This is a genomic window from Massilibacteroides vaginae, from assembly GCF_900178525.1.
Taxonomy (GTDB): Bacteria; Bacteroidota; Bacteroidia; order Bacteroidales; family Tannerellaceae; genus Massilibacteroides; species Massilibacteroides vaginae.
On record NZ_FXDJ01000009.1, the window covers coordinates 956,260 to 972,220 of the forward strand.

At 38.5% G+C, this 15,961-nt stretch carries 18 protein-coding genes; 6 read left to right on the forward strand and 12 right to left on the reverse strand.

Annotation, left to right across the window (positions count from 1 at the left end; all coding sequences use genetic code 11):
- Nucleotides 1-17 precede the first annotated feature (17 nt).
- The 6 genes from B9Y81_RS12450 (at nt 18) to B9Y81_RS12470 (ending at nt 4,407) form a co-directional block, all read left to right on the forward strand.
- Entirely contained in the window at nt 18-584 is a 567-nt protein-coding gene (locus B9Y81_RS12450; RefSeq protein WP_139822924.1) for a hypothetical protein, read from the forward strand.
- 606 nt (nt 585-1,190) lie between these two features.
- Nucleotides 1,191-1,367: a hypothetical protein gene (locus B9Y81_RS15330; RefSeq protein WP_176221493.1), complete on the forward strand. Its 177-nt coding sequence runs from the start codon at nt 1,191-1,193 to the stop codon at nt 1,365-1,367.
- Nucleotides 1,368-1,638: 271 nt separating this feature from the next.
- A complete protein-coding gene (locus B9Y81_RS12455; RefSeq protein ID WP_085537237.1) occupies nt 1,639-1,908 on the forward strand; it encodes a hypothetical protein in 270 nt (89 codons plus the stop codon).
- Between the two features lie 50 nt (nt 1,909-1,958).
- Nucleotides 1,959-2,306: a type II toxin-antitoxin system RelE/ParE family toxin gene (locus B9Y81_RS12460; protein ID WP_085537238.1), complete on the forward strand. Its 348-nt coding sequence runs from the start codon at nt 1,959-1,961 to the stop codon at nt 2,304-2,306.
- The gene (locus tag B9Y81_RS12465; protein WP_085537239.1) at nt 2,278-2,583 is read left to right on the forward strand and encodes a helix-turn-helix domain-containing protein; all 306 of its coding nucleotides are present in this window, start codon (nt 2,278-2,280) and stop codon (nt 2,581-2,583) included. Before B9Y81_RS12460 ends, B9Y81_RS12465 begins: the two co-directional genes overlap by 29 nt.
- A gap of 54 nt (nt 2,584-2,637) precedes the next feature.
- A complete protein-coding gene (locus B9Y81_RS12470) occupies nt 2,638-4,407 on the forward strand; it encodes a fimbrillin family protein (protein ID WP_085537240.1) in 1,770 nt (589 codons plus the stop codon).
- A gap of 181 nt (nt 4,408-4,588) precedes the next feature.
- Here the strand turns inward: B9Y81_RS12470 and B9Y81_RS12475 are convergent, their stop codons facing one another.
- The 12 genes from B9Y81_RS12475 to traK form a co-directional block, all read right to left on the reverse strand.
- The gene (locus tag B9Y81_RS12475) at nt 4,589-5,314 is read right to left on the reverse strand and encodes an InlB B-repeat-containing protein (protein WP_085537241.1); all 726 of its coding nucleotides are present in this window, start codon (nt 5,312-5,314) and stop codon (nt 4,589-4,591) included.
- 14 nt (nt 5,315-5,328) lie between these two features.
- Nucleotides 5,329-5,496 carry a hypothetical protein gene (locus B9Y81_RS15335; protein WP_176221494.1) on the reverse strand — a complete coding sequence of 56 codons (168 nt, stop codon included), beginning with the start codon at nt 5,494-5,496 and terminating at the stop codon, nt 5,329-5,331.
- A gap of 3 nt (nt 5,497-5,499) precedes the next feature.
- On the reverse strand, nt 5,500-7,467 hold the full coding sequence (locus tag B9Y81_RS12480) for a fimbrillin family protein (RefSeq protein ID WP_085537242.1): 1,968 nt from the start codon (nt 7,465-7,467) through the stop codon (nt 5,500-5,502).
- Nucleotides 7,468-7,517: 50 nt separating this feature from the next.
- Nucleotides 7,518-8,441 (reverse strand): fimbrillin family protein, encoded by a 924-nt coding sequence (locus B9Y81_RS12485; protein WP_085537243.1) that lies wholly within the window; start codon nt 8,439-8,441, stop codon nt 7,518-7,520.
- Between the two features lie 59 nt (nt 8,442-8,500).
- Nucleotides 8,501-9,409, reverse strand: coding sequence for a hypothetical protein (locus tag B9Y81_RS12490; RefSeq protein WP_085537244.1), 909 nt, complete (start codon nt 9,407-9,409; stop codon nt 8,501-8,503).
- 10 nt (nt 9,410-9,419) lie between these two features.
- Nucleotides 9,420-11,501, reverse strand: coding sequence for an OmpA family protein (locus B9Y81_RS12495; RefSeq protein ID WP_085537245.1), 2,082 nt, complete (start codon nt 11,499-11,501; stop codon nt 9,420-9,422).
- A gap of 14 nt (nt 11,502-11,515) precedes the next feature.
- On the reverse strand, nt 11,516-12,058 hold the full coding sequence (locus B9Y81_RS12500; protein ID WP_085537246.1) for a DUF3575 domain-containing protein: 543 nt from the start codon (nt 12,056-12,058) through the stop codon (nt 11,516-11,518).
- An 80-nt stretch (nt 12,059-12,138) separates the two neighbouring features.
- The gene (locus tag B9Y81_RS12505; protein ID WP_085537247.1) at nt 12,139-12,558 is read right to left on the reverse strand and encodes a TraQ conjugal transfer family protein; all 420 of its coding nucleotides are present in this window, start codon (nt 12,556-12,558) and stop codon (nt 12,139-12,141) included.
- Nucleotides 12,559-12,564: 6 nt separating this feature from the next.
- Nucleotides 12,565-13,125, reverse strand: coding sequence for a conjugal transfer protein TraO (locus B9Y81_RS12510; protein WP_085537248.1), 561 nt, complete (start codon nt 13,123-13,125; stop codon nt 12,565-12,567).
- Nucleotides 13,122-14,000 (reverse strand): conjugative transposon protein TraN, encoded by an 879-nt coding sequence (gene traN, locus B9Y81_RS12515; RefSeq protein ID WP_085537249.1) that lies wholly within the window; start codon nt 13,998-14,000, stop codon nt 13,122-13,124. The genes B9Y81_RS12510 and traN overlap by 4 nt, the downstream gene beginning before the upstream one ends.
- A gap of 8 nt (nt 14,001-14,008) precedes the next feature.
- Entirely contained in the window at nt 14,009-15,160 is a 1,152-nt protein-coding gene (traM, locus tag B9Y81_RS12520) for a conjugative transposon protein TraM (RefSeq protein WP_085537250.1), read from the reverse strand.
- Nucleotides 15,161-15,334: 174 nt separating this feature from the next.
- Entirely contained in the window at nt 15,335-15,958 is a 624-nt protein-coding gene (gene traK, locus B9Y81_RS12530) for a conjugative transposon protein TraK (RefSeq protein WP_085537252.1), read from the reverse strand.
- Nucleotides 15,959-15,961: the final 3 nt, after the last annotated feature.

Sequence of the window (15,961 nt, forward strand, 5' to 3'; positions counted from 1 at the left end):
ATTGGAGTAGAATGATTATGGGAACGAAATTAAAATCAGCGGGACGAAAAATAAGACTACTTAGATTGTTAATAGTAGTTCGGGCTTATTCGGCTTATCGAATGATGAATCTTAATAAAGAAGCGATGTCAATAGAAAACAGTTGGCAGGACGCAGAACGCTTGCAACATAACATCAATGCCATTTTTCCACATTATGGCGCCTCAGTTGAATCTTTCATTCACAATAAACATGAATTAGCCGATGAAGCATTAAAATACTATGACGAATTTAAATATTGGTTACATGTTGCCAAATCCGTATGTATCACAGAAATAGCGCTTACTGCATTTTGCAAAAATATTGAAAACGGATCATCGGCTTATTGGTTAAAAGCAATCGGATACTTGTATTACGGAGATTGGCTTACTTCATTATATCTCTACTTGCATAAAAAAATAACGAAGGAACAATTACATACAAGCCTTGTTGAATATTCGCTTTTTACAGGTAAAGCCAGCTCTGCAAATATGGCATTTTTTAGGAAGAACATGATTGAGATAGAAAAAGTAATAGCAGAAATTCAGAACAAACAGTTAAATTGAAAGATTAAAACTCCTCAAAGATTTTGATTCATTTTGTGGACTGAAATAAAATTTAGCTGAAAACACTCCCCACCCCTTTTAAGTAGAAAATAAAGATTCTTTCCAGATTATGCATTTGCTCATTATTCCGCTATTAATTTCATTTCCATACTCCTAACGGAGTGGACTGAAATTAATAACTCCATAAAGATAAAAAACATAGTTAACCGACAGAAACGAAGAGTAATAAACCTATACTCCGATAAATCTACATTCAGGATTATTACACTTCTTTACTTTCTGTCTGATCGGTAGTTTATTCAACATTATTTTACCCACCCTAATATAAATACATTCCTATTCCTTGATTTTATACCACAATCCTTTGTTTTCTCAAAAAGTATTTTCATATTTGTAACAGCTAAACATCACTATACATAGTGCCGATGAGTAACGGATAATGCTCACAAAACTTATTTGAGGGCTTTTTTTATGCCCATACTATTACAATATAAGGCGGTTGCCTTTCCTGTAATTACATAGCTCTTCGGACTACGTAGTGATGTTTAGCGACACGGGAAATGGCAGCCGTTCTTATTTCTGCCTAAATGCTAAACATCACTACGTATGAAAACAAAATCAATTCCATTTGCCTCTGTCCGGGAAGGCAAACTGTACCTGTCTTATGATGCAAAAATGTATCTTACTGTTTTCTTTGCAGCTATTTCTCCTGTTTTTATTGTATTCCTCATTCCTGCAGTACACTTTTACCTTTCAGCAAAGAAAGGAGGTAAGAATGGATGATTTGGACAGGAAAATTAAAAAACTCGAATACATCGTTCAATTAAATGAGAAAATTCTTGAAATGAATTCAATAAAGTTGAATACAAACAATGTGGAGAATTCTATGACAAAACCGAAATGCAAAATTATTAATATGTTCCCCAGCGAAAGAAAAAACAGGTAGTTAAAATGACACAAAACAACTGATTTACAACAATAAAATCCGCTTCTCTCCTTCTTTATATGGAATCTTTTTTGTATATTTATATACTGACAATCAATATATTATGTCATGAAAAAAGAATATTTACACATCATTATCGCAGCCCTGATTATTGTTATAATCGGCTGTATCTCCTATATCATTATGTCGGATATGGGATACTTCGGTACTACATCCGAAGTAACAAAAACTGATCCTTCTCTCTTTGAAGCTGGAGGAATAGCACTGAGCCCTATCCTGAAGTATCTTTGGGATAAACTGGTACAACTATTCTTCCTGATAGTTACTATACTGATAGGTGGAGTGATCCTGGCAGGTATCGGAGTTATTTTCGCCTGAATTTTCACCCCTCAATGTTGCTCAATTGATAAACATTTAATATATTTGCAATGAAACATGACAGAAAAATTCTTCTCTATGGCGGTTTTTTCGAAGCCTTTATGGATGAACTCACAGAGAAAGAAAAGGAAAAGGTCCAATATGGACTACTCTTACTCAAGACCCAAGATAAACTTTCAACTAAGTTTGTTAAGTTTATACAAGATGAATTATACGAACTAAGAATCCAGTACAATAGTAATATTTTCAGAGTGTTTTTTATTTTTGATCAAGGAAATATTGTTATTTTATTTAATGGGTTTCAGAAAAAAACTCAAAAAACACCTATTAGAGAAATAAACAAAGCTTTAAAAATTAAGGAGGAATATTATGCAGACAAACAATCACAAAATCGTTGACTACGATGCTGTTCTTGATGCTAAATTTGGCGCAAACGGAACACCTTCACGAATTGAAGCGGAGGAAAAAGCATACGTTTTTTACACCGGACAAATAATTGAAGATGCAAGAAAAAAAGCGAAAATGACACAATCTGAATTAGCAGAATTGGTGGGAACAAACAAATCGTATATATCAAGAGTTGAGACAGGAAGAACAGAGCCAAAAGTGTCAACGTTCTTTCGCATTATCTCAGCATTAGGCCTATCTGTTGATTTGAAGCCATCAAACGCTTGAAAGTCTTTTATTATAAGAACTTTCACTTATTTGCTTACTAAGACATACAAAAAAATGAAAACATATACATTTCTATTATTGACACTTGTAATACTTCTTTTTTCTTGCGATAAAGAAGATGATCCCGTGAATCCGGTAACAAATAAATACCTTACCATTAAACCAAATATTCAAAACCGATTGGAGACGAAAGCCGGTGGGGTCGTAAACGCTTTCAAAAAAGACGACAGGATCGGACTGTACATTGCTGGAAAGAATGTACAAAACAATGTCCCGGCAGAATTTAACGGGACGGAATGGTCTTTAAAAGAAATCGAAGGCGCTCAAACAATACTAGCTTATTTCCCATATTCAGCGGAATATGAAACTATTGAAGCTGTCAATGTGGATATTAAGGAACAAACAGATTTCTTATATTCCGGAAGCTCGCAAGTAATAGGTAACATTGCCAAACTAAATATGAAACACGCTTTATCACTTGTATCTATTGTTATTATGAAAAATGATTATAACTATGAGGGAAAAGTAACAGAACTGGAAATAGATAAAATCCCAATGTCAGGTCAAGTAAACCTGAAATCCGGAGAGACAAAAATAACAGGTGAACCAATTACATATAAGAGAACCCTCAATTACACGCTTGACGATTATAACCCTCAGAAGATATCAACAATAGTTCTGCCGGTAGCAGTTAAGAATCTGGGAGAAGTGACATTCAGAGTAATGATAGATGAAGTCGGCTATTCATTCTCAGTGCCGGAATCACACGTCTGGGAAGCCGGGAAAGAATATACATACACATTGAATGTTTATGAGACGTTCAAACCTAATGTTTTAGAACTCATTCCTGTTGATGTTTCTTATTGGGATACTTATGGCAAAACGGACAAGATTACTATTCTTGCTAAACCAAATCAGAATATTTGGTTTCATTCAGGAGCACCCTATTCAGGCAAAATGACTGTTAAAGGTGAAGGGCAAGTTTTTGGCGGGAGCATAAAAAACACATCGTCATCTCCTTGGGAAGGAGAATGGAGATATGGAATGTTTGATCTGGCAGGAAACTTGGTTGAGCTCTACCAACCATACCATATTTCTATTCCCGGCAAAGATATTGACGGAGACTATATCCCTTGTTATGTAGATTGTACTCCTGGTAAGTACCAGGCATTACCTTTACTCCGAGATAAAGGAACAGACTATTGGTATGTTCCACGACTACAATTTGAAGGGATGGATGAATATACCGTATTACCGAAATCAGCTAATATAACGCCATCTCTCAGATCTGTAAAAGTAGAAGGATGGTATGAAGCTTATCCCGGTATTGCTTCATATGATTTAAATACACCTTTCAGCACAATAATTACAATTACGAACAGAGCCGGAGTGCCTCTGAAAGGTGAAATAAAAGCGATGTGGGAAAGGAAGTTAGAACCTGACTTTAATATATACCCCATATCCTTTATGGAAGCATCGGGATATAACATAGAGCAATGGTCAGATGAAATTGGACGAATTAGTATTGATTACTCCTCAGATATGAAAATCAAACAGGAGCAGATGATATGTACAGTCACAAAAACAAGACCTAATGTTAATATTTGTGGTCCTGCTATTCGTTGGTATTATCGTGCAGAACGTACTTCTGATTGGATTCTTATGCGATGTGATTTTGATCATCAGTTTGATAAATTGAAAGGAATAGTAGAAATAGGTAAACCAAGTGCCAATTTACCGACAGAAATATGCTTAAGGAGAGTAACAACATTGTATCCTGCGACTAATTACGCTGGAGTAAAAATAAAAAATAGTAACAAATGATATTCGATCAAACAACTAATTATTGGATTATTGGATTACTGAATGTCCCTAATTACTTTATCAACTAAATCAAATTTAAAATAAGGGCTGCTCAATAGAACAACCCTTATTTTTTTTAGTACTCCGGGATTTCTCATCAGGGAGGTACTGTCTGTTAACTTAATATTCTACTATGAAATCACTAATCTATATAAAAAGTATAAGTAGTATTTCCGTTCAACGTTCCGGAAATTGTAGACGATTTTCCAAAAGAGCCGCTTTTTTCGTTACAATAGACTACACCATAATTATTCGTTGTATTAAATATTTGCCGGGCTTCATCTGCCGTTCCGGAAGCAACGTAGTGGCTTCTGAAATTGGACAAAGTAAAAGTCGCTCCCATTGTTGCATTTCTTACAAAAACAGATGACCATCCGCCGGTTCTTAAATCCAACTCAGCAGTAGATGTTGTTCCATTGATTGTAACATCAACCCACATGTGTTCATATTTATTTTGAACATTTTTATCTATGAAATTAATTGTCAATGAAGCATTCTGAGTTTCCTCTTTCTTGAACTTGGCGGTGAAATAGATTTTAGTGGCAGGGGGAACTGTTACTGTATAGGAGGAACTACCAACACATTTTCCTTCATTTCCCTCAAATGATTCAAGTTTGTACCCTTGATTAGGAATTGCTTCAACAAAAGCCTCTGTGTTCCCTTTATATTTACCAGCTCCAGTAGCATACCCTCCATTCAGGTAAACAGTAGCTTTTGTCGTTGTCAGCAGCTCATCATCGACATAGGTATCAATCAGTATTTCTCCTGTCTCTTGTTCGGTAATTGGATCATCATTCTCATTAGAACAAGAAATAAACATTGTCAATGACAACAATACTGTCATTAATGTAAATATTAATCGTTTCATAACTTTTCTAGTTTTTAATTGTTTGTACTGTCTTTTTTTAACTTACCGAAGTATTGACCTCCGTCCTGATATTCTTCAACACCGATTTCTGTTTGTGTTGGTTCAACAGTATCCCCCGAACAGGAGGATACTGAAACCATTAGTGTTAAAATGAAAAATATGAAAAGAAATTTTGTTCTCATAATTTACTGTATTATAACTTCACCATCTTCATTACCTTCCTGGTAAAGGCTTGCCGAAGCACTCACTCCCTGATAACTGGCAGTGAACGTTCCGCTCCTGCCTGTTGTGTTCGGATTAGCAGAAGCTGTTACTGTATCACCACTTCGAGAAAATCCTGTGCCACTAGCAGAACTACTCCATCCTGTGTGTGAAACCCTTGACGTATTTGTCAGGACTCCATTCGTATACGTTTTTGTAACCTTATACAGCTTCACTGTAAACGTCTTACTTCCACCCGATGAAGCAAATGTGTGTGATGGCGGGTCAACAGTGATCTCCCAGCTTTCCTGAGTCGTTATCACATCAGCTGGTTTACCACTCTGGTAAAGACTGGCCGAAGCACTTACGCCCTGATAGCTTGCAGTGAACGTTCCGCTTCTGCCTGTTGTGTTCGGATTAGCAGATGCCGTTACCGTATCTCCACTTCGAGAAAATCCTGTACCACTGACATAACTACTCCATCCTGTGTGTGAAACCCTTGACGTATTTGTCAGGACTCCATTCGTATACGTTTTTGTAACCTTATACAGCTTCACTGTAAACGTCTTACTTCCACCCGATGAAGCAAATGTGTGTGATGGCGGGTCAACAGTGATCTCCCAGCTTTCCTGAGTCGTTATCACATCAGCTGGTTTACCACTCTGGTCTACCTGCGCGTAACCCGTTTTCGCGGACTCGTCCTGCCTCCAATACACTTTTCCTGAACGTGAAGAACTGAAATTGTTTGCTTCCCAGCTTAAAAAGGTTGAATTACCACTTGCGTTGATCCATGACGGACATGACTGAAGGGAATATCCTACATTTACTGCCGAACCTGATGGTACTCCATTCAGGTATTTTTGCTTCATAGAAACTATCAACACATTACCTGAACCTGCCTGCCATCCGGTATTGATCTTCCAGTTAGTTACTACGAAGGTATAGTTCCATGTCTCTACCGGTGTTTCAGACTGGAATACGGGTGTCAGTTCCCTGTCTCCCGATACCGTGAACGTATAGTTCCTGTCAGAACTTACCTTATTTCCGTTTTCATACCAACCGGCAAAGACATAGCCATTATCAGGAGTCGCTTTTACCGTACACTCTTCCCCGACTTCATACTCCCCACCACCGGTTGCCGTTCCGTTCGCTGCCTGGTTTACCTTTACAGTTGCCTTCAGGTCGATGGTGTAGATCACATTCACTCCGGGTTGCAGGTTTTTGCTTGCCGGCAGCTTGAAATCTACCGTCTTGCTGTTCGCCTTCGTGATCTTGAAGATTGTACCGGAAAGTGTTTGCACCGGGAATGTGACCAGGAAAGAGCCTGCCGACTCTTTATACATCGTGATATCCGACTTACTTCCTCCGGCTGTTGCTGAATTTGAAGAAAAGCTAAATGAACCACTAGTCTGAACCTGAAGTAAACTTACGGCAGACACATCGTTATCAACCTTCAATTGTACAGTAGCGAACTTATGATCGAATGAAAGAGGAACATTTCCGGTTTCTATACCGGTTGTATTTATCGCAGAACAGAAGTCCGCATCCAACCATCCGGAACCATTCACCTGATTAGTCGAAGCTGAGTGTACAATCTGATTTATGTTATTATATGCGGAATTATAAGGGGAGTACACATAAAAGTCATACTTTTTTCCGCTGTACTGTATCTTTGTTCCAACCGCATCAAAAGATGTACCGTTAAAGCGATATTGCACATTAACATACTTAGGAGAATTTAAACTTCCTACCTGATTGTCGTTTGTGCGTTCAACCGCAAATACACCTACATCATCTCCCACGTCAAAAGCACCTGATTGAGTACTTTTAGTTACAGGTGATAATATGAGCTTGATTTCGCCCTCATTAATCAGTTTTTCTTCGCTCTCACATGATGAAAGAAAGAAAACAGAGCAGATAAATAAAGCTAATATGTTAATGTATTTCATCATACCTGATTTGTTTATGGCCTGCACGGTTTCCCATGCAGACCGGTTAATACTTATACTTTCGGAACAAGCGTGATAGTACCTTCGTCATCATCTGTCCAAGGCTCAATAGTTACACCACCGCCATTTCCGTTGTCACCGCCACCGATTTCAAGACCATTATCATTCAGGTTGAATGAATAAATGTTTCTGTAACCCTGCTCCCAAACGGTTCCCGCTTTAAAGAAATGATGGAACTCCTCTCCATCGATTGTAAAGGTCACTTTCAAAATGGTTGCACTCGCAAGAGCTGAAACCGGCATAACAATAGCAGAGAAAGATGATTCTGTTGCCTGAATTGTTTGTGATGCTGTAAGATCTAAATTCTGAGGTGTTGCTGTAGCTACTGTTCCGGCGGGAATATTCAATGTACCGGTACTGTTTAAGGCTGTACCCCCGTTTTCATTTGAGATCACCACTTTCGTAAGATTGCCGGCTCCTCCGGTATAGTTGCCCAACTTCATTTTGAATAATACCTGAGAGAGGGCATGCTTCATCTCGATATCCACATTCTGACTTAAGACCGTTGCAGTCGATTTTCCTGTTCCATACAAGTAATCAGTCTGTGAAGTAGATTCAACAGCCATAGCAGTACCGTCCGTTACTGAACTGACATACGGGTAATAAGCAAAAATAGTTGCTGCATTATTCGTCAGAGGGATACGGGCAGAAGTCCAGGTTGATCCGTTATAGGTAAACGGAACGTTCAGGTTAGAAGCGATTCCTTCATAAGCACTATTGATCGTTCCGGTAGTTACAAAAACTCCTAATTGATCATTTGCGGACCAGGCTGATTTGGCAGCTCTAGTCATTAACCCTATGCTTGGATTGACCTTTAGCTGTGTATCGGACTCAACTTTTACAACTTCATCATTGTCATTTGAACAAGATGTTAAGCATACTGTAGCTGCCATTGCAGCGAATAAAAACTTCTTCATTTTCTTGTATTTTTTAATTGTTTGTAAAGTGATTTATATAATAGAAAAATCATTTTCGTTTATTGCAGGACTATTGCCCCCCAATCCTTATCTACCCAATTTCTGATTGTTGCTCTGATGGTAAGATTAGCCAGTATTTCGACATCGATGTCGATCTCCTTCTGATCGGCCGTAAAGTTTTCAAGGACATCATTTAAGTCAACTTCCGCCTCTCCACGTCCGCCACCTTCAAAATCCACAATAATATTTACCTTATTATCGGGTGTGTTATTGATTCCGAAAACAAGGACGGAAGATGTGTATCGTTTCTCTTCCTTTGTCTTTTCTGCCGGAAAGTGTAGCGAAGCATACTCTATTCCTTTCTTTTGATTATAAAGGTGGCGTGATGTTGTTACTCCATCCAGGATGGCACTGATGGAATCGACTTTGAATATTTCTGCCATCCCTTTCAAATTGAAGTTGAAGATCAGTTTTTGTACGAGGATCTTCCCATTACATTTCACGTAAGTCGTATCATCCGTCCTGATCTCTTCAGTATCGGAAAGAAGCGAATAAACAAACTGTTGTTTTGTTGTAATGAATGTTTTGCCGGCTGATGTTTTGAGATCGGAATAGATCTCGCCCTCTTCAGGTACATTCTCCAATCCTTTGACCGGATTAGTTGCTTTGTTGAAGAACAGGAATTTATACTTTCCTATATTAAGATTCCGGATAAGGGGATTGTCCTCAAAGCGCTCTCCCATTCCCGTCATCGAGTTTACAGCTTTTCCGGTAACTGGATAGTAAACTATATTCATATCATTTACTGCCGGCTCTCCCTGCTCTTCTTTCAGGTGACTCCAGTCCAATTCCGCTTTTAATGTCCCGAAATAGACACAATCATCATCATCGGAAAAGTCACAACCTGTCAACAGACAAAGTGTAACGAGTGATGCCACTCCCTTGATTGCTAGTTTTTTTAATTTCATATTGATAGATTTATAATTGTTCGTTAGGAAATAAATTATAAGCCGTCATAATTCGGTTAATCTCCGGATCAAGCTTGCCACGCCATATCTTCGATTCATCCTCTTCACACGCCTTCAGGAAATATCTTACTGCATCTTCTTCACGTCTTAGCCTGGTTGCGAGGATAGAAAGTAGGTAATTACGGTTCGCGTTATCATCCGTACCGCTTAATATCTCATAGGCACGACCGTCATAGCCAAGTGACATCAAGCATACGCCGGTATTGAAATCATTATAATCAGAGAGGATAACCAGTGCATCTTTGTATTTACGTTGTTGCAGATAATCGACTCCTCTATGGTAGTAATCATCAATCACGGTCGTATGGATCGTATCCTTTATCATGTCTCTTCTATGCAAATTGAACTTGAAATGAACAGCCCGGAGATCAGGATAAATATGTTGACTGATATAGGCATAGTCCTCCGCATATTTTTTCTTTATTTGGGATTCTCTTTCATCCGGGTTGCTTTCTGATTCAATGATGGAAAGGATTTCTTTCTTATGCGGAAGATCTTCATATGCTGCATTCACTATTTTTGCAGTCAACCTGTCCCAATCTTCACCGATTGCCTTTGCCGAAATGAGCGTATCGATACTTTCTTTATCATCCGTCTTTTTAATCAGATAGTTCTTCAATGATTCAGAACGTTGCATAGAGAGTGATTTGTTTAATGCAGCAGAACCCTCAGGACTGGCCGTTGCGGTCATGGAGATACTATCCATGATCAGCTCTCCGGAGAAGGTGAGTTTCTCTATTGTTTCGAATATCTGGCTTAATTCCTTTTCATTCTCTGCCAGCTCTTCCTTAATGGCCGATTTACCTTGTTCAAAGGCTATAAAGGAGGTCAAATTCACTTCTGCTTGTCTTTCTACTATCTTCAACTTATATCGCTCCGTTTCATCTAAGAACTGTAACATACTACTTATGTAGAAAGTAATTGTGTCTGAGTCAGGCAGACGGTAAGTACTTTCGTCCTTTGCGACAACGAGACCGTTTAATGTCAGGTCTATTTTCTTAACATCATCTGTCGCATCTACCTCTTGAACATAGTAATACTGAAAATTATCTCCGGATTGAACAATGGAATCAAGGCGAGCCTGCTCATACGGAAATCTTACATACTCCTTATATTTATCCTCCACCATTCCCTTTTTACGCTCATTCTCCATCATCTTTTTATAATCAAAGAATCGCTCTTCAATACGTGCGGAATCTGCAGGGGTGATCTCTTTTTTAACAATCCGGTAGTCATCCAGGAACATTTTATACTTATCCGGAGCAGTGCCCTTTTCTATATCACGTATCAGCCAGTATTCAGGAAGAATCCCAACGATTGGCCTGGTTCCTGTCAATCGCCTTTTGTTCCTCTCCACCTTATTATTGAATATCAGGTATCTTTTGTTTATTTTATCCGTCCAGTCGATATATTCCTTTTCCCAGAGCAGATCACGGCGCCACGATTGATAAAACTCATTCTCTAAATCCTGCATAGCTCTCTTGTAGCCCTTCTCATCAAAAAGGTGTTGCAGGTACTCTTCGTCCGGAATAATTGAATTGATAAAGGATTGATACATCGCATATCCCTTTTGCTGTGTCTTCAGGAAGTCTGCTCCGGAAAGAAATATCTTATCCAGTTCAATTTGCTCAGACTTTTTATATAAGACAGGCGTTAACTGTAACTGCCATTTGCTTGATAGCAGCGTGCCGGGAACGGTCACAATAAAGTCAAGGTTTACTTTACCACGTCTCTCTGATACATTCTTTGATTTGGCGGTAACCATAACCCCTTGCAGATCTATAACACTGATATTTTCCCCATCCTTATCTACCTCACTTTTTGTCACCGTATGTTCCAATCCTTCCTTATCGACATAAGTGATGTGTTTAGGAGCTTCCGTTGATATACTTTCCTTTTCGGTATCTTTGATGGCAGGTTGTGATAACCTTACCCGTTCATCATACTTTTTCAGGCGGGATGTAATTTCTCTTGAACAGGAAATATTAATTATCAATGATGTCAGAAGCATATATATAGCTGTTCTTTTCATATCTTTATCCTGTTTTAAAAGAGATAAATCAAGGAAGCAGCCACTTTGGTCGGAATAAAATATACCCCGTTCTCTTTTCCAAGTCGCACACCGCATTTCTTACAAGCAAACTTTTCATAATCTGCCCATACTACTCCTGCACCAATTTCCCATTCGAAATTCCATCTGGGAGATAATGTATAAGCTTTGCCATAAGATAACCCTGCGCCAAAAGCTTTTCCGTCATACCGGTAATCATCCCATATGTTTCCTACATGGTATCTGGAGGCAATCGCATACATCCCAAAGAAGCTGCCGGCATAGGTTTCACGTAGCCAGTAACGTACTCCCGGCATAACCGTAAGATTCTGAAAACGCCTGTTCTCAGAAAAAACAAAAGGGTTGTATTGAACCGGTACATGTAATGACCAGGTACGGTTCAGTGTCATTGACAACTCGGCATTGATATTGGTAGTGGCAAGCCCTATAACATTTGTACTTGCGGAGTAAAATTGCGCCTTTGCCCCAGAAAAACTGAAGCATAAAAGCAGTGTGAATAAGAGATGTTTTGTCTTCATTTCTTTAATTTTTACGTGATAATGTCCTGTCACGCCTCATTGTCGAGACGTGTTAATTATGATTTTCAATATCTTATTGCTTATTTATTCGATAACGTGACTACTGTTTCTTTTTCTTTTCCAAATGAGTCTTTTACCAGTATTTCTATCTTATGTGTTTCTGCTGATTGAGAAGTATAATACAACTTAAAGCCGGAGGCGGGAACTTCATAATACTGATTGTCGTTCATCATTTTATCTTTATCAGTTGTTATCACCCCTTTGCCTAACCTAAGAAACACACTGACATAATACTTGGTATGATCATAGTTGCCTTCTTTATCTATAAAGAATTCCAATTCTTTCGTTTCACCCTCGCTGATTTCTGTCCGGTATTTTTGCATCCTTACTTCAAAATCATAATCCTGACGGATATCAATCTCTGAATTACAGGAAAAAAGAATAGTAAGCAGAGACAGTAGAATACCAGGCAAGATGCTGTGTAGATGTTTTTTTTTCATGATCCTTTAATTAAAAAAGTATTTAATTCCAAAACCAATCTGATTGTGAAACTTATTCGTATCACCACCAAACAAACAGCGTTCACGGATATTCATGAGTAGTGCCACACGATCCGAAAGAAAAGCCTCCAACTCTATGGTTAATGCACCCCCTAAAACAAAATGGTCTTTGTCTTCAATGATCGCTCCATCGGATAGTTTTTTATTGTTCCAGTTTACCGTCTCATAACCACCTAATGCAGACATCCCCAGAGAAAGGAAAAAAATGTCTTTTCTGTCTGACAAAAAATTCAAGTAATAGCCTGCCTCTGCAGTAAGCTGACTTACCGGTATTTTCTCATTTGAATAGGTTGTATTCCTGTTTAGGAACTCTGCTCCTATCACCCAACGGTTCCGACTTTTATTATATACCGAGTAAGCAATACCCATGTGATAACTATCAGGTCTTAGATCAACCATACCACCTGTAATCTGTATTCCTTTCTGACCAGGTAGATAGCGCTGTGCAACAACTTCAAGATTACTGACTCCGGTTAATAATAAAATACTGATTAGAATTCTTTTCATAACAAGATACTTTTTACTGGTCTGGCTCCTAATATGTCACTTGGCAAAATGTTGAAGATCACAGTCCTCCCTCCATTTTTTTCGGCTATTTCAATTTGCAACACTTTGTCAGAAGATAATGTGAACTTATTGAATGCATAGACAGAGCGGTAAGTGCTTCTGCCCGTTGCTCTGGCTAAAGAATTATTATTAAATTCCCTTACCGGAAAAATAGACTCTTCCTGACTGGCCTGTTTCTTAAACTTCTTCCTGTCTTTAACTGTGAACCGTACATAATCAATATCATAGGTAACATCAGATGTGTTATTAATTCCAAGATGAAAATACAGAATATTCCCTTTTACATATATTCCCCTTGCCGTTGCTTCTATCTTATGTTTTCTTTCACCAATACTGGCAATATCACGGATATTATCTTTATAGATTGAGTTCAGGATCATCTGCAGGATCATGGGTGATTCTCCGTCAATATCTTTCAATATGATCTCCTTCCTGTTGTTAGGCATCTTATCGGTAAGTGATGAAACGATAGGATTCATCTCATGGAACAGAATTCCGGGATCATCATTAAAGGAAGCGATAAACGTATAGAAACTTCCGTCTTCACAGATCACAGAGAAATTTGTTTCTCCTTCGAATCCTTTATAAGCCGCTTTTACACGAATCACATTTTCCGTCTCCTCCGCTTTGCCGGCAATCAGGAAATTACTTCCCAGATCGACATATTTCACTTTTGCAGGGAAAGTAATATGAACTGTCTTAATAAAACCAACTTCCAGTGGAAAAGGAGCTACTTTTTCTACTCCCTGGGCAGATAGCTTAAAAGAAGACAATATAATTGAAATCAATAATAGAAATACATTTTTTCTTTTCATGGGGAATTTTATTTTAGTGGTAATAACATGACCTGGTAATTTGCTTTCAGAGTAACTTTTACAGTTCTCATTTTACGTGATAAGAGCTGGCTACCTCCCTGCATAACTGCACGTGAAGCATCCATCGCTATCTGTTGTCCCGCACTCCGGGCTACGGATATACTGCCAATACCGGAGCTCGCATTCGCTGCAGCCTCTTTTGCTGCTGTCAGCTCCGCACTGCCGGGACAGAAGACACCGCTCACACCATCCGTATCATAGACTTTCAGATGTACAGGGATGATATTTCCGGAATATTCAATGCTGCTGATAATGATATCCAACCGGTCACCCTGTATTCTTGCTGTACCTGCCACTAACTGGTTCTTTGGAATAATCATATTACCGACCTGTAGCGGTTCAAGAAGTTTGAGCATTACACGCTCTCCATTCATCACCGTTATTTCTTCGTAGATACAGGCCTTGATTGTATTCTTTCCAGTCTCATAGCCTTCACCCACAGCCGTAATAAAGCCGGCATTATAGGGCATATTTAAATACAATTCATCAGCAAGCGTAGTAACAACTTCTTTTTCCGGTTTGGTGACTTCTAAAGCATTGCGGTGTTCGTCTATTTCAGGCAGAGGTAATTCTTGTTTTGGAGCCTGTGTCTGTATGAACTGTTTCAATAGCTCTATCTTTTCCTTGTCATTCCCGGTACTGGATGTTCCGTTTTTTTCTTTTCGTAATCTGGATATTTCATTGTTTAATCGTTCATTTTCATAGGCCAGATTATCAAAATCATCATATATCCGGCTATTGGTCATGTTTAACTTTTCCTTTAAATCTAAAACAACAGACTTGTCCGGATCATTATCATTTAATTCAACGCTACCTGTATTCCCTGGATTAGACAAATCAAACATATAATCCTGTAGTGATTTCATCCTTTCATTCTTGCTCTCTTCAAATTTTGAATTCTCGTAGGCTGATTTCTTGTCTTTCAACTCTTCGGTATAAGCTTCCGGCAGTTCTGAGATTAACTGTGAAGAATTAGCAGTTGAAGGATTCTCCTTGCCGTCAAGGAAGAAGATATAGTATAGAAATGCTCCTCCTATAATCGCCAAGGCAACATAGAAGAGTAAATCTTTCTTATTCTTTAACTTATTTGTTATATTCATCCTGTAACTTATTTATGATTTGTTCGACACGTTCCTGTTTATCAGATTCTCTATTGTATATCTTTGTAAATAAGCTGATCACGTAGAGAATTAATATAAGACAGATTAAACCGATTCCGACAAGCTTTCTCTGTTCAGCTTTCTTATCGACTTTTTCAATATCATTTTCGTCCATCATCTTTCCAGTTTTCTTAGTTCTTTATTATCTATCACTCTGAAATCTTCAATCATAAAGCCGTGAGAATTATTATCACTCCTGTTCACATTAATTAGTTTACAGGTAGTGATAAGGGTACGTTCCGTAATATTCGATTCACGAATAATGATCTGTCTGCCATGTGTTGTTACGGTATAGGGATAGACATCGAAGTCACATTCGAATTTGTCAATCTCGATCACCTGACTCATGTTTCCTGATATCATCCGGTTGAAGTACCCCTTTTCTGCCAGATCCTTATAGTAATTATAGGCTGACTTATCAGCAAGAAATAAGGAACGCTGTATGTTCGATTCAATGGCGTTCTTATCCGGCGAAAGGGTGAAAAAGAGTTCATGAAATCGCTTCACATGATCCCTTGCTTCAACCGGACGGTTCTGATTGATATCCTGGGCAAGAGCCAGCATGAGCGACTTCCCTTCATCCAGTACATAGATTTTCTGCCGTTGTGCTTCTGCGTAGCTGTAAGCACTCCATACACTATAAACCGTTATGAGCGTACAGCAGGCGACAAACACGATGCCGAACAGGCGAATTTGTTTGAACGACGTTTCTATATTTTGAAGACATTTGAATTCCATAAT

Coding starts and splice junctions, on each gene's coding strand:
- B9Y81_RS12450 (WP_139822924.1), top strand. CDS start 18: ATGGGAACGAAATTAAAATCAGCGGGACGAAAAATAAGACTACTTAGA.
- B9Y81_RS15330 (WP_176221493.1), top strand. CDS start 1,191: ATGAAAACAAAATCAATTCCATTTGCCTCTGTCCGGGAAGGCAAACTG.
- B9Y81_RS12455 (WP_085537237.1), top strand. CDS start 1,639: ATGAAAAAAGAATATTTACACATCATTATCGCAGCCCTGATTATTGTT.
- B9Y81_RS12460 (WP_085537238.1), top strand. CDS start 1,959: ATGAAACATGACAGAAAAATTCTTCTCTATGGCGGTTTTTTCGAAGCC.
- B9Y81_RS12465 (WP_085537239.1), top strand. CDS start 2,278: ATGCAGACAAACAATCACAAAATCGTTGACTACGATGCTGTTCTTGAT.
- B9Y81_RS12470 (WP_085537240.1), top strand. CDS start 2,638: ATGAAAACATATACATTTCTATTATTGACACTTGTAATACTTCTTTTT.
- B9Y81_RS12475 (WP_085537241.1), bottom strand. CDS start 5,314: ATGAAACGATTAATATTTACATTAATGACAGTATTGTTGTCATTGACA.
- B9Y81_RS15335 (WP_176221494.1), bottom strand. CDS start 5,496: ATGAGAACAAAATTTCTTTTCATATTTTTCATTTTAACACTAATGGTT.
- B9Y81_RS12480 (WP_085537242.1), bottom strand. CDS start 7,467: ATGATGAAATACATTAACATATTAGCTTTATTTATCTGCTCTGTTTTC.
- B9Y81_RS12485 (WP_085537243.1), bottom strand. CDS start 8,441: ATGAAGAAGTTTTTATTCGCTGCAATGGCAGCTACAGTATGCTTAACA.
- B9Y81_RS12490 (WP_085537244.1), bottom strand. CDS start 9,409: ATGAAATTAAAAAAACTAGCAATCAAGGGAGTGGCATCACTCGTTACA.
- B9Y81_RS12495 (WP_085537245.1), bottom strand. CDS start 11,501: ATGAAAAGAACAGCTATATATATGCTTCTGACATCATTGATAATTAAT.
- B9Y81_RS12500 (WP_085537246.1), bottom strand. CDS start 12,058: ATGAAGACAAAACATCTCTTATTCACACTGCTTTTATGCTTCAGTTTT.
- B9Y81_RS12505 (WP_085537247.1), bottom strand. CDS start 12,558: ATGAAAAAAAAACATCTACACAGCATCTTGCCTGGTATTCTACTGTCT.
- B9Y81_RS12510 (WP_085537248.1), bottom strand. CDS start 13,125: ATGAAAAGAATTCTAATCAGTATTTTATTATTAACCGGAGTCAGTAAT.
- traN (WP_085537249.1), bottom strand. CDS start 14,000: ATGAAAAGAAAAAATGTATTTCTATTATTGATTTCAATTATATTGTCT.
- traM (WP_085537250.1), bottom strand. CDS start 15,160: ATGAATATAACAAATAAGTTAAAGAATAAGAAAGATTTACTCTTCTAT.
- traK (WP_085537252.1), bottom strand. CDS start 15,958: ATGGAATTCAAATGTCTTCAAAATATAGAAACGTCGTTCAAACAAATT.